This is a genomic window from Myxococcota bacterium, from assembly GCA_035498015.1.
Lineage (GTDB): Bacteria > Myxococcota_A > UBA9160 > SZUA-336 > SZUA-336 > VGRW01.
The window spans coordinates 1-12,964 of sequence record DATKAO010000131.1 but is presented as its reverse complement, the minus strand read 5'-3'; the positions used below and the strand labels follow the sequence as shown (position 1 = coordinate 12,964).

Below are 12,964 nucleotides of genomic sequence, written 5' to 3'. Positions count from 1 at the left end.
TTGTCGGTGACTCCGTAGCGCTCGAGGCCGATCTTGTCCCACATGCGCGTGAACGCGCGCAGCTTGCAGATCTCTTCGATGAAGCGGATGCCCGCGTTGCAGAAGAACGAGATGCGCCCGAACACCGCGCCCAGCTCGGCGCGCGGCACGCGCACGGAGTCGAGCACCGCCATGGCATTGGCCAGCGCGAACGCGACCTCCTGCACCGGCGTCGCGCCCACCTCCTGCAGGTGGTAGCTGCACACGTTGATCGGGTTCCACTTGGGCACGATCGCGACCGTCCACTCGATCATCTGGCGCGTGAGATCGAGCGAGGGGCGGGGCGGGAAGATGTAGGTCCCGCGCGAGAGATACTCCTTGACGATGTCGTTCTGCGTCGTGCCCTGCAGATCGGCCCGCGCCACGCTGCGCCGCTCCGCCACCGCGACGTACAGCGCGAGCAGCCAGGCGGCGGTCGCGTTGATGGTCATCGAGGTGTTCATGCGGTCCAGCGGGATGCCCTCGAGCAGCTGGTCCATGTCCTCGATCGAGCCGATCGGCACGCCGACCTTGCCCACCTCGCCCGCGGCGAGCGGGTGGTCCGCGTCGTAGCCGGTCTGCGTGGGCAGATCGAAGGCGATCGAGAGACCGGTCTGGCCCTTGGCCAGGTTCGAGCGGTAGAGCGCGTTCGACGCGCGCGCGGTCGAGTGACCCGAGTAGGTGCGGAAGATCCAGGGTCGATCGGCCATCGCGCGCGGCGCTCCTAGGCGAGCTTCGACTTCGCGTACCGCACGATCTCGGCGACCGCGCGGTCCCCGTCGTCGATGCCCGGGAACAGCATGAAGTCGTGCGGCATGCCGGCGTAGTTCGAGAGCTGCACCTCGCGGCCGGCCTTCTTGAGCTTGTCCGCGAACTGCAGCGCGTCGTCGCGCAGCGGGTCGATCGCGCCCGCGATCACGAGCGTGGGCGGGAACTTCGACACGTCGGCGCGCACCGGGCTGGCGAACGGGTCCGCCCAGTCACCCGGCTTCACGTAGCAGTCGCGGAAGAAGGTCATGATCTCGGTGTCGAGCACGCCGTCGTTGGGCGAGAAGGTCTTCATCGACTCACTCGCCAGCGACATCTCGAGCCACGGGCACAACAGCAGCAGCGCGCGCGGCAGCTTCTCGCCCGCCGCCAGGAGCTTCAGCGTGACCGCCGCGGTCGCGTTCCCGCCGGCCGAGTCACCGCCGGCCGCGATGCGCGAGGCGTCGCCCGACAGCTCGGCCGCGTTCTTGGCCACCCAGCGGTACGCCGCCACGCAGTCGTCGAGCGGCGCGGGGTAGCGCGCTTCGGGCGCGAGCCGGTAGTCGACCGACACCACCACCGCACCGATCCCGCTGCACAGCTGCTTGCAGATCTTGTCGTGGGTATCGAGGTTCATGGCCACGTAGCCGCCGCCGTGGAAGAACACGACCACGGGGTAGGGACCCTTCTTCGGATCACCGGGCCAGTACACGCGCGCCGGGATCTTTCCGGCCGGGCCGGGGATCTCGATCATCTTCGTGGCCGCCACGCTGGGAGCGCCCGCCGCCAGAAGCGCCGACAGCGCGCCCAGGCCCTCGCGCAGCGCCTTGGGCTCGAGCACCCGGGTGGCGCGCCCCGCGGCCATCATGTCGAACAGCACCTTCACCTGGGGATTCAGCGCCCCGCGCGGATCAGCAGCCAAGGCAGTCCTCCTCTGTCTGCGTAAGCTACCACTGTCCGGAGGGACGGGCGGGCTCAGCGGACGAAGGGCGTGATCTTCTCGTGCAGCTGCGCGGGCGAGAAGGGCTTGCGCAGATAGTCGTTCGCGCCGGCGGCCAGGGCCTCCTGCACGCGCTCGAGCCCGCCTTCGGTCGTGATCATGACGATCGGCAGGTCGGCCCCACCCAGCGCCTCGTCGCGCACGCAGCGCACCAGTGCGAGCCCGTCCATTCCCGGCATGTTGATGTCGGAGAGGACCAGGTCGAAGTCCTCCTTGCGCAGGGTCTCGAGCGCGCTCGCGCCGTCGCCGGCCTCGGCGAACTCGAGCTCCGCAAAGCCCGCGTCGCGCAGGCCCTTCATGATGATCTTGCGCATCGTCGCGGAGTCGTCGACCACCAATACGCGTGCCATTCGCGACTCCTATTCGGCCCGGGCGTGTCCGCGCTTGATTCGCGCATTCAGTCCCGCACGTCCGCGGACGAGAAGAGCTTGCAATGGATGCGCGCAAGATCGCCGAGATCATCCGGAACGCGACCCACAGCGTGTTCTCGACCATGCTCGGCACCGAGCTCACCGCCCAGGACCCGTTCGAGGACCCGCAGCCCTTCAAGGCCAGCGAGGTCACCGGCTTCATCGGCATGGCGGGCGAGTTCGCGGGCTACGTCTCCATTCACGTGACTCGCTCGCAGGCGACCGACTTCACGGCGCGCCTGGTGGGCGTGGACGTCGAGGAGATCACCTCGGAGGACGAGATCCGCGACGCGGTCGGCGAGATCACGAACATGCTCGCGGGCAACGTGAAGACGGCGCTCTCGACCATGGGCGTGGTCGAGATCGCGCTGCCGACGGTGGTCATGACTCCCAAGGCCGAGCTGCGCGTGCGCGGCGCCCGCGGCCTCGCGGTGCCGTTCGAGGACTACACCGGCGTGTTTCACGTCGAGGTGGTGCTCTCCGACGGCGGCGAGCCCGCCCCGCTCGACCCGGCCTGACTGACTTCGTTCGCCTGCGGCTCACTGCGCGCGCCCGACCTGTGATCGCACGGGCACCCTACCCGTGCTCCGGCGCTTGCGAGCCTCGCTCAGGGCGGCCTTCGCTCGGCCCCTGCGCCCTGAGCTAACATCCGCGGCGATGCGGTGGCTGCTTCCGAAGCTCTGGCTCTCGCTGCTCGTCGGAGCGTGTCTCGTGGCGTGCCATCCGGCGCTCGACCCCGACACGGAGCGCGCGCGCGAGGCGAACGAGCTCTCGCGCAACCTGATGAGCCCGTTCTGCCCGGGCCGCACGATCGCCGATTGCTCGAGCCCCGATGCCGCGACCGTGCGCGAGGAGATCCGCGACGCCCTGGCCGCGGGCGAGTCGCCGGACTCGATCCGGAGACGCATCGAGATGCGCTTCGGCGACCATGTGATCGGCGTACCAAAAGAGGGCATCGGCTGGGCCCTACCCATAGGGGTGCTGATCGCGGGCGCCGGCCTCCTGGCCGTGGCGCTGGTACGCTCGGTCCAACGGCCACGCGCAACCGAGGCCCCCATCTCCCCGGAACTGGAGCGGGATCTGGCGCGCGAGCTGGACGACGTCGAAGGGCGCTGAGCCACTCACTCGGCCGCAGCTCCTCCAGCCTTCCCCGCGGAGTCACTCGGGCTAGCGCCCGGGTGAGGCGCGTCACGCTGTAGACCTGCACGGCGCCGATTCGTGTCGGCGATGATGGAGCGCACTCTCGGAAGGATTGCGGCCTGCGCGGCGTTCGTGCTGCTCGCCCTCGCGGGGACTGCGCATGCCCAGCTGCGCAACGTGAACCTCACGTTCCGCCCGCCCGGCGATGCGCGCGTGGTCGGCTTCCACGTCTACGTGGGCGCCGCTTCGCAGAGCTACGGCGACTACCGCGACGACATCAACTTCATCCCGCCGGTCGACTCGAACGGCGTGGCCAGCTACGCGCTCACCGGCATCGAGCAGTTCCAGAACGTGTACATCTCGCTGAAGTCGTACGACGCGACCGGCAAGGAGTCGGGGTTCTCGAACGAGCTCGTGGTGGCCGCGCAGCAACAGTGTCTCGTGAACGGCTGCAACGACAACAACCCGTGCACGACCGACACCTGCACCGCGACCGGCTGCGTCTTCGATCCCGCGCCGCGCGCCGGCAGCACCTGCGACGACGGCAACGCCATGACCTTCAGCGACATGTGCCAGCCGAGCGGCACGTGCGCGGGCACGCTCGGCCAGTGCAACGCCGACGCCGACTGCCCGGCGCCCGCCGACTCGTGCGCGGGCCCGCAGTCGTGCGTGAACCACAAGTGTGTCGCGGGCTCGTCCCCCAAGCCCGACGAGACCACGTGCTCGGACGGCAAGACCGCGACCAAGTACGACGTGTGTCGCAGCGGCGTGTGCCGCGGCTTCGCCTGTGGCAACGACGCGCAGTGCTCGGACGGCCAGGCCTGCGACGGCGTGGAGCGCTGCGTGAACAACGCCTGCGTGGCCGGCACGCCCATGGTCTGCAGCGACGGCAACGTGTGCAACGGCACCGAGACCTGCGTGGGCTCGGCCTGCGTGCCGGGCACCGCCATGCAGTGTCCGACCGACGACGGCCCGTGCTTCGACGCGTTCTGCGATCCGACGCTGGGCTGCCGGGTCACGATGCATCCCGACGGCGAGTCCTGCCTGACCCAGATGTCGGGCGCCGACGGCACCTGCGCCGCGGGCGTGTGTGTCGCCACGCCGACGCAGCCGCCGGCCTCGCCCGACCCGATGCCGCCGACCAACGACCCGAACATGACGCCGACCGATCCGAACAACCCGCGCGACCCGCGCCCGCCGGTGACTCCGAGTCAGACCGCGTGCAGCGGCAGCTTCGCGGCCGCGACCGACGTCCACCAGGAGCTCGGCCAGGACTCGGAGACCACGCGCACGATCGTGTGGAACGCGCCGCTGAACCCGATGGGCTCCGTGCTCCAGTACCGCCAGGAGAGCGACGGCTTCTGGCGCTCGCTGCGCGCGGTGCCGAAGAAGGTCAACGGCTGCGACGCGACTTACTCGGTCACGCTGCAGAACCTGAGCGCGAGCGCGCGCTACCGCTACCGCGTGAGCGGCGCCGCGACGACCGGCCGCGACTTCAGCGACGGCTTCGCGCTGCAGCCGGGCCCGGCCACGCCGCGCTCGAAGTTCAAGGTGGCGTTCGTCGCGGGCAACGGCCTGCAGCAGAGCGCCCCGTCGGCCGAGGCCGACGCGGTGCTCGACTCGATCAAGAAGGGTCACTTCCCGCTCGTGCTGGGCGGCGGCGGCTACGCGCTCTCGGCCGAGGCGATCGCGAACGGCGCGGCGTCGAACACGCAGCAGGCGATCGACATGTGGAAGGACCAGGCGAGCGTCGTGACCAGCAACTCGATCTTCGCGCCCGTGCTGGGCGACACCGAGGTCGCGAGCTCCGTGCACCAGGAGGTCGCCGCCGACTACGCGGAGTACCTCACGCTCACCGACCCCAACGCGGCGAACCCGAGCTACTCCTACGATTTCGGCTCGACTCACTTCGTGGCGGTGAACGCGCCCACGGTCGGCAACATCCACCCGTCCACGACGGCGGGCGCGGCCACCCTGGCCTGGCTCGACGCGGATCTGGCGGCGGCCCGCGCCAAGGGCGTGCGCTGGATCGTGATCTACATGCACGCCGACCTGTTCTCGAGCGAGAAGACCGACGCGTCGGTGCAGACCCCGCGCAACGCGATCGCGCCCATGCTGATGAAGTACGGCGTGAACCTGGTGCTCTCGGGCGAGGGCAACAGCTTCGAGCGCACGCGCCCGCTGAAGGGCGCCTCGCTGGCCCCGTCGACGATGCTGCCGGACCTCCAGGAGGTCACGACCGCGAACGACGGCGTGATCTTCATGCGCTCGGGCTCGGGCGGTCACGTCGCCTTCAAGCCGTGGCTGCGCGCGGCCCAGCCGACCTGGTCCGCGGTGCGCGACAACACGCACCCGGTCTACCTGCAGCTCACCCTCTCGGACAAGCAGCTCGAAGTGACTGCCTACGGGCTGGACGAGAAGGGCAAGAAGGTGCTGGTCGACGATCTGAAGATCTTCTGAGCCGGAGCCCGGAGCCTGAGCCGGAGCATCTCTGCGCCTGGCGCTCCGGGCTAAAACCCTCGGTCGCTGTTTCGCGAGTACGCTCCAGACGCTCCCTCCGGGTTTTGCCCCGGCCGCGCCGGCGAACCAGAGGTCTCTGACTCCCAAACAAAAATGAGGTCGCGTCGACGTCGGTTGCCTCGTCGACCATGCAGTCCGCGTTCGCTGTGCCATCGGGCGCGGACTGGATGGTCGACGAGGCAACCGACGTCGACGTGTTTGGCCCGAGCGCAGCGCGCGACGATGTTCCCTCGGTGGGAAGTGAGCTTCCACTCTGCGTCGAGCGGGCGACCTCTCTCGAGGCGGCAGCTTCCCGATCGAAGGTCGCTCCACGTGACCCGGTTCGGGGTTCGAGTCTCGGCTTGGCATGGGTTCTGCGTTGTCTCTCGGCGACCGCCAACGGAACGTGCGCCGGGAGCGAGGCCGCGGGCACTCCCAAACACCCGCTTCCCTCCCCACCAAGCTGCGACTCGCTCCCGCGCGCACTTCCGGCGGCGGGCCGCTATTGTCGAATCCTCTGCCAGATGATCGCGTGGGCACCCTACCCACGCTCTGCTGAGGAGGATGCGACATGGCGAGCGGAGCGTCGGGCGTGGGCGCGCTCGTAGTCGGCGGCAAGCGCTACCGCTTCCACCGGCTGGCGAGCATCGAAGAGGCCGGCCTGGGCAAGCTCGCGCGCCTGCCGCGCTCCATCCGGGTTTTGCTCGAGATCCTGCTGCGCCACGAGGACGGCACGATCGTGACCCGCGACGACATCGCGGCGCTCGCGAGCTGGTCGGCGTCGGGCAAGAACGAGCGCGAGATCGCGTTCCGTCCCGCGCGCGTGGTGCTCCAGGACCTGACGGGCGTGCCGGCGGTGGTCGACCTGGCGGTGATGCGCGACGCCATGGCGCAGCTCGGCGGCGATGCCAGGCGCATCAACCCGCTGCGGCCCGCCGACCTCGTGATCGACCACTCCGTGCAGGTCGACTTCTTCGGCACGCCCGACGCGGCCGCGAAGAACTCCGCGCTCGAGTTCGAGCGCAACCGCGAGCGTTTCGAGTTCCTGCGCTGGGGGCAGTCGTCGTTCGAGCGGCTGCGCGTGGTGCCGCCGTCGACCGGCATCGTGCACCAGGTCAACATCGAGTATCTCGCGCCGGTCGTGTTCGCCGAAGAGGTGAACGGCGAGTGGCTCGCGTACTTCGACACCGTGGTCGGCACCGACTCGCACACCACCATGGTCGGCGGGCTCGGCGTGGTGGGCTGGGGCGTCGGCGGGATCGAGGCCGAGGCGTCGCTGCTCGGCCAGCCGCAGTCGATGCTGATTCCCGACGTGGTCGGCTTCCGCATGACCGGCAGCCTGCCCGCCGGCGCGACCGCGACCGACCTCGTGCTCACCGTGACCCAGATGCTGCGCAAGCACGGCGTGGTCGAGAAGTTCGTCGAGTTCTTCGGCCCCGGCGTGCGCTCGCTGTCGGTCGCCGACCGCGCCACGATCGCCAACATGGCGCCCGAGTACGGCGCCACGATCGGCTACTTCCCGATCGACGAGAAGACACTCGAGTATCTGAAGCTCACCGGGCGCAGCGACGAGCAGATCGCGCTGGTCGAGGCCTACGCGCGCGCGCAAGGCACGTTCGCCGACGCCGGCGCGCCCGATCCCGAGTACAGCTCGATCCTCGAGCTCGACCTGGGCACGGTCGCGCCATGTCTCGCGGGGCCGTCGCGGCCGCAGGACCGGGTGCTCCTGCCCGACGTGAAGAGCGAGTTCGCGCGCGCGCTCCCCAGCCTGATCGGCGGCAAGGCCGCCCCCGACGCGGCCGCGCTCGCGCGCCGCGTGCCGATCCAGATATCGGGCGCCAAGGCCGAGCTCGCGCACGGCTCGATCGTGATCGCGGCGATCACCAGCTGCACCAATACCTCGAACCCGAACGTGCTGACCGCGGCGGGCTTGCTCGCCAGGAACGCGCTCGAGCGCGGACTCACGACCCAGCCCTGGGTCAAGACCAGCCTCGCGCCCGGCTCGCGCGTGGTCGCCGACTATCTCGCGCAGTCGGGGCTGCTCGCGCCGCTCGAGAAGCTCGGCTTCGGCATCGTCGGCTACGGCTGCACGACCTGCATCGGGAACAGCGGCCCGCTGCCCCAGCCGGTCGCGGACGGCATCGCCGAGGGGGGTCTGGTCGCGGCCGCGGTGCTCTCGGGCAACCGCAACTTCGAGGGCCGGATCAACGCGCTGGTGCGCGCCAACTATCTCGCCTCGCCGCCGCTCGTGGTCGCGTACGCGCTGGCGGGGCGCATCGACCTCGACCTGACACGCGAGCCGCTCGGCACCGACAAGGCGGGCAAGCCCGTCCACCTGGCCGACATCTGGCCCAAGCCCGACGAGGTGCAGCGCGCGGTCGCGAGCTCGGTCAAGCGCGAGATGTTCCAGCGCCGCTACGCCGACGTGTTCCAGGGCGACAGTCACTGGCGGGGCATCCAGGCGCCGGCCGGCGACCGCTACGCGTGGTCCAACGCCTCGACCTACATCCGCAAGCCGCCGTACTTCGACGGCATCCAGCGCGAGCCGGCGGCGCGCGGCGACATCCGCGGCGCGCGCGTGCTGGCGCTCTTGGGTGACTCGGTCACCACCGACCACATCTCGCCCGCCGGCTCGATCTCACCCAAGGCGCCGGCCGCGAAGTGGCTGCTCGACCAGGGCGTGGCGCAGGAGGACTGGAACTCCTACGGCGCGCGGCGCGGCAACCACGAGGTCATGGTGCGCGGCACCTTCGCCAACACGCGCCTGCGCAATCAGCTCGCGCCCGGCACCGAGGGCGGAGTCACGACCTACCTGCCCGACGGCGACGTGACCTCGATCTTCGAGGCCTCCGAGCGCTATCAGCGCGCGGGCGTGCCGCTGGTGGTGATCGCCGGCGCCGAGTACGGCTCGGGCTCGTCGCGCGACTGGGCCGCCAAGGGCACCATGCTGCTTGGCGTGCGCGCGGTGATCGTGAAGAGCTTCGAGCGCATCCACCGCTCGAACCTCGTGGGCATGGGCGTGCTGCCGCTCGAGTTCGCCGATGGCGCCAGCGCGCAGTCGCTCGGGCTCAGCGGCCGGGAGCTGTTCGACCTGGAAGGGCTCGACGCGCTGCGCCCGCGGCAGACGCTCGTCGTGCGCGCGCGTGGCGAGAAAGGCGGCGAAAAGACCTTCCGGGTCAGCGTGCGCATCGACACGCCGCGCGAGCTCGACTACTACCGCCACGGCGGCATCCTGCCCTACGTCCTGCGCCAGCTCGCCTGACCCGTCCTGTGGTCGCATGGGCACCCGGCCCATGCTCCGGCCCCCTCGGCGCGCAAGCGTCGTGCGCCCGGCGCCGATGGATGGACTGCGCAGCCCTGCGCCGCAAGACGAGGTTTGCCTTTGGTTTCCGACCCCGCCCTGATTTCGGAGTTCGTCACCGAGTCACTCGAGCACCTCGAGCGGGCGGAGCCGCTCTTGCTCGAGATGGAGAAGCGCGGTACGGGCGAGTCGGCGGCGGTGAACGAGATCTTCCGCGCCATCCACAGCATCAAGGGCGCCGCGGGCTTCCTCGGGCTCGCGAACATCTCCGCGCTCTCGCACGCGCTCGAGAGCCTGCTCATGCGGCTGCGCGACGGTGAGTTCGACTTCCAGCCCGCCATGGCCGACCCGCTGCTGCGCGGCATCGACGCGCTGCGCCGCATGCTCGGCTCGCTGCCGCAAGGCGAGGGCGAGCCCGCCGACGCGCTGTGCGCCGCGCTCACGGCACTGGTCGAGCGCGGCAGCGCGACTCACTCGATCGGCGCGGAGGCCATGACCGACCCGTTCCAGCAGGCCTGCGCCGAGCAGCGCCGCAAGGGCAAGCACGTGGTGCGGATCGCGCTGCCGCAGAAGCGGCGCGAGCGCGAACGCCTGCTCACGGCGCTCGGCCGCTACGGCGAGCGCGTCGAAGAGGCGGGCGAGAAGAAGAGCGTGGTGTTCGCCTCGCCGCTCGAGCTGGATCTGCTGGCCGAGGCGATCGGGCTTCCGGCCGAGTCACTCAGCGTGGTGCGCGCGCCCGTCGACGGCGCGGTCGACGAGTTTCCGCTGCCCGACGACGCGCGCCCGCTGCCGCTGTATTTCGGCCAGATCGCGGTCGATCTCGGCTTCCTGAACGACGAGCAGCGGCGCGAGGTGCTGCGCGCGCAGCGCGGGTCGCTCCTGCGCCGCTCGTTCAGCGCCACGGCGATCGCGCTGGGTATCCTGACCGTGGAGCAGGCCGAGGCGATCGCCGCCGCCCAGGCCCAGAGACTCGCCGACGCCGAGCTGCCCGCGCACCCGTTCGAGGAGGAGGAGCGGCCCGAGGCCGTGCGCCCGTCCGAGGGCGCGGACGCCCTCGACGAGCAGATCAGCGGCGCCGAGCGCCGCGCCGAGACCATCCGCGTGTCACTCACTCTGCTCGACAAGCTCATGAACCTGGCGGGCGAGCTCGTGCTCGGGCGCAATCAGATGCGCCAGCTGCTGGAGAGCTCGACCCAGCCCGGCGTGAAGTCGGTGCTGCAGAACCTGGATCTCGTCACCACCGAGATGCAGGAGAACATCATGAACACGCGGATGCAGCCGATCCGCGTGCTCTTCGACCGCATGCCCCGCTTGGTGCGCGACATCGCGCACCGGCTCGGCAAGCGCGTGGAGCTGGAAGTCACCGGCGGCGACGTAGAGCTCGACCGCTCGATCATCGAGGCGCTGGCCGACCCCATGACGCACATGCTGCGCAACGCGGTCGACCACGGGCTCGAGGACCCCAAGGGCCGCACCGTGCTGGGCAAGTCCGAAGTCGGCCGCGTGGCGGTGCGCGCCTATCACGAGCGCGGGCGCGTGGTGATCGAGGTGCAGGACGACGGCCGCGGCATCGATCCCGAGCGCGTGAAGGAGGCCGCGGTACAGCGCGGCGCGATCACGCGCGACCAGGCGCAGGCGCTGTCCGAAAAGGACGCCGTCGCGCTGATCTTCCAGCCGGGTCTCTCGACCGCGACCGAGATCTCCGACGTGTCGGGCCGCGGCGTCGGCATGGACGTGGTGCGCACGAACATCCAGAGCCTGGGCGGGCAGATCGAGGTGTCGAGCGCGATCGGCGAGGGCACGCGCCTGCGCATCCACCTGCCACTCACTCTGGCGATCATCCCGTCGCTGATCGTCTCGGTCGAGGGCGAACGCTTCGCGATCCCGCAGCTCAACGTGGTCGAGGTCGTGCGGCTGAAGCGCGAGGCCGAGCAGGTCGAACGCATCCGCTCGAGCGAGGTGCTGCGGCTGCGCGGTGACCTGCTGCCGCTGGTGCGCCTGGCGCAGTGTCTCGAGATCCGCCGCTCGGAGCAGAGCCAGCGCACGCGTGCGAACGTGGTGATCCTGCGCTCCGGGGCGCACCTGTACGGCTTGGTGGTCGACGAGCTCCACGACAGCGAGGAGATCGTGGTCAAGCCCGTGTCGACCTATCTCTCCGACTGCGGCTGGTACGCGGGCGCGACCATCCTGGGCGACGGCCGCGTGGCCATGATCCTCGACGCGCTCGGCATCGCCAAGCGCGCGCAGATCCGCTTCGACGAGATCGCCGATGCCGATCCGCGCCGAGGCGAGCAGGCCGAGCCGGCGGCGCCGGCCGCGGAACGCCGGTCACTCGTGGTGTTCTCGAACTCCGCCGACGAGCGCTTCGCCATGTCGCTGCGCGAGCTGCTGCGGCTCGAGCGCGTGGAGAAGCCGCAGGTCGAGTGGGTCGGCTCGCGGCGCTTCCTGAAGCACCGCGGGCGCACGATCCCGCTGGTCAGGCTCGAGGACGTGCTGCCGGTGCGCGGCGGCGGCGAGGAAGCCGACGAGTTCTTCGTGCTGATCCCGCGCCTGGAAGGGCTCGAGGCCGGCATCATCGCCACCCGCATCGTCGACACGCTCGAGTCCGACGCCCAGCCCGACCGCTCGCAGCTGAACGCGCCGGGCCTCGCGGGCTCCGCGATCATCGAGGACCGACTCACTCTGTTCATCGACGCGCCCGCGCTGCTCGAGGCGGCCGGCATCGAGAGGACGGACGCGTCATGAACGCCACGGCCAGCAGCGAGCGCCGCTACTGCACGTTCTATCTGGGCGACGAGTGCTACGGCATCGACATCCTGACCGTGCGCGAGATCAACCGGCAGGTGCAGATCACGCCCGCGCGCGGTGCGCCCGGCGCGGTGCGCGGGCTCATGAACTTGCGCGGACAGATCGTGACGGTGATCGATCCCGCCGTCCGGCTCGGCTACCCGGCGCGCGAGCAGAAGAAGAGCACGCGGCTGGTGATCCTGAAGACCAACTCGGACCTCGCGGGCCTGGGACTCACGGGGCTCGCCACCAACGACGAGCTCGCGGGCTTCTGGGTGGACCGCATCTCCGACGTGATCACCGTCGCGGAGGATCAGATCGCCCCCGCTCCGCCCGATCAGTCCGGGAAGAACGACCATCTGTTGGCCGCGGTGGTGCAGCTCAAAGATCAGGTGATTCGCATCGTCGACCCGAGCGCGCTCTTGCGGCTCGGCGACACGGAGTAGGCATGGCCGACACGCTCAAGGTTCTGATCGTCGACGACAGCGCAATCTACCGCAGCCTGGTGCAGGGCTGTCTGCGCGAGATGCCCGACTTGCAGTGTGTCGGCACCGCGGGTGACGGCAAGGACGCGATCGCCAAGGCCGCCGAGCTGCGGCCCGACTTGATCCTGCTCGACGTGGAGATGCCGGTGATGGGCGGCGTCGAAGCCATGCCCAAGCTGCGCAAGCTCCTGCCGAACGCGGGCATCATCATGGTGTCGAGCCTGACCACGAACGGCGCGAACATCACCATGGAGGCGCTGCAGGCGGGCGCGTTCGACTTCGTGACCAAGCCGCAGGTGAAGCCCGGCGAGGATGGCTTCGCGGCGCTGCGCGAGCCGCTGTCGACGGTGATCGACGCCTTCCGCGAGGGCCGCGCGCAGCGCGCCAAGCCCGCGAAGGTGCAGAAGCCCAAGGGCGCGCGCGGCAAGGCGCCCGCGATCGACGTGGTAGCGATCGGCAGCTCGACGGGCGGGCCGAGCGCGCTGGCCGAAGTGATTCCCATGCTGCCCGCCGACCTGCGCGTGCCGGTGCTGATCGTGCAGCACATGCCGGCGCGCTTCACGGCGTCGCTCGCGAC

General features: G+C 70.2%; 10 protein-coding genes. 7 read left to right on the top strand and 3 right to left on the bottom strand.

Going from position 1 to position 12,964, the window contains the following annotated elements; translation table 11 throughout:
- From VMR86_11700 to VMR86_11690, 3 genes are all read right to left on the bottom strand, one after another.
- Window positions 1-728, bottom strand: a 728-nt coding sequence (locus tag VMR86_11700; GenBank protein ID HTO07705.1) for a methylmalonyl-CoA mutase family protein, incomplete at its 3' end; no start/stop codon positions are given.
- Window positions 729-742: 14 nt separating this feature from the next.
- Window positions 743-1,687 (bottom strand): alpha/beta hydrolase, encoded by a 945-nt coding sequence (locus tag VMR86_11695; GenBank protein HTO07704.1) that lies wholly within the window; start codon window positions 1,685-1,687, stop codon window positions 743-745.
- A gap of 53 nt (window positions 1,688-1,740) precedes the next feature.
- Entirely contained in the window at window positions 1,741-2,115 is a 375-nt protein-coding gene (locus VMR86_11690; GenBank protein HTO07703.1) for a response regulator, read from the bottom strand.
- Between the two features lie 83 nt (window positions 2,116-2,198).
- Between VMR86_11690 and VMR86_11685 the strand changes: the two genes are divergently transcribed.
- From VMR86_11685 to VMR86_11655, 7 genes are all read left to right on the top strand, one after another.
- Window positions 2,199-2,693: a chemotaxis protein CheX gene (locus tag VMR86_11685; GenBank protein HTO07702.1), complete on the top strand. Its 495-nt coding sequence runs from the start codon at window positions 2,199-2,201 to the stop codon at window positions 2,691-2,693.
- A gap of 139 nt (window positions 2,694-2,832) precedes the next feature.
- The gene (locus tag VMR86_11680; protein ID HTO07701.1) at window positions 2,833-3,291 is read left to right on the top strand and encodes a cytochrome c-type biogenesis protein CcmH; all 459 of its coding nucleotides are present in this window, start codon (window positions 2,833-2,835) and stop codon (window positions 3,289-3,291) included.
- 111 nt (window positions 3,292-3,402) lie between these two features.
- Window positions 3,403-5,775, top strand: a complete 2,373-nt coding sequence (locus VMR86_11675) for a metallophosphoesterase family protein (protein HTO07700.1) — start codon at window positions 3,403-3,405, stop codon at window positions 5,773-5,775.
- Between the two features lie 610 nt (window positions 5,776-6,385).
- A complete protein-coding gene (acnA, locus tag VMR86_11670) occupies window positions 6,386-9,076 on the top strand; it encodes an aconitate hydratase AcnA (protein HTO07699.1) in 2,691 nt (896 codons plus the stop codon).
- A gap of 120 nt (window positions 9,077-9,196) precedes the next feature.
- A complete protein-coding gene (locus VMR86_11665) occupies window positions 9,197-11,860 on the top strand; it encodes a chemotaxis protein CheA (protein ID HTO07698.1) in 2,664 nt (887 codons plus the stop codon).
- Entirely contained in the window at window positions 11,857-12,348 is a 492-nt protein-coding gene (locus VMR86_11660) for a chemotaxis protein CheW (protein ID HTO07697.1), read from the top strand. Before VMR86_11665 ends, VMR86_11660 begins: the two co-directional genes overlap by 4 nt.
- Window positions 12,349-12,350: 2 nt before the next feature.
- Window positions 12,351-12,964 (top strand): response regulator (locus VMR86_11655; GenBank protein HTO07696.1); only part of this gene is annotated, 614 nt, incomplete at its 3' end.

Coding starts and splice junctions, on each gene's coding strand:
- VMR86_11680 (HTO07701.1), top strand. CDS start 2,833: ATGCGGTGGCTGCTTCCGAAGCTCTGGCTCTCGCTGCTCGTCGGAGCG.
- VMR86_11675 (HTO07700.1), top strand. CDS start 3,403: ATGATGGAGCGCACTCTCGGAAGGATTGCGGCCTGCGCGGCGTTCGTG.
- acnA (HTO07699.1), top strand. CDS start 6,386: ATGGCGAGCGGAGCGTCGGGCGTGGGCGCGCTCGTAGTCGGCGGCAAG.
- VMR86_11685 (HTO07702.1), top strand. CDS start 2,199: ATGGATGCGCGCAAGATCGCCGAGATCATCCGGAACGCGACCCACAGC.
- VMR86_11660 (HTO07697.1), top strand. CDS start 11,857: ATGAACGCCACGGCCAGCAGCGAGCGCCGCTACTGCACGTTCTATCTG.
- VMR86_11690 (HTO07703.1), bottom strand. CDS start 2,115: ATGGCACGCGTATTGGTGGTCGACGACTCCGCGACGATGCGCAAGATC.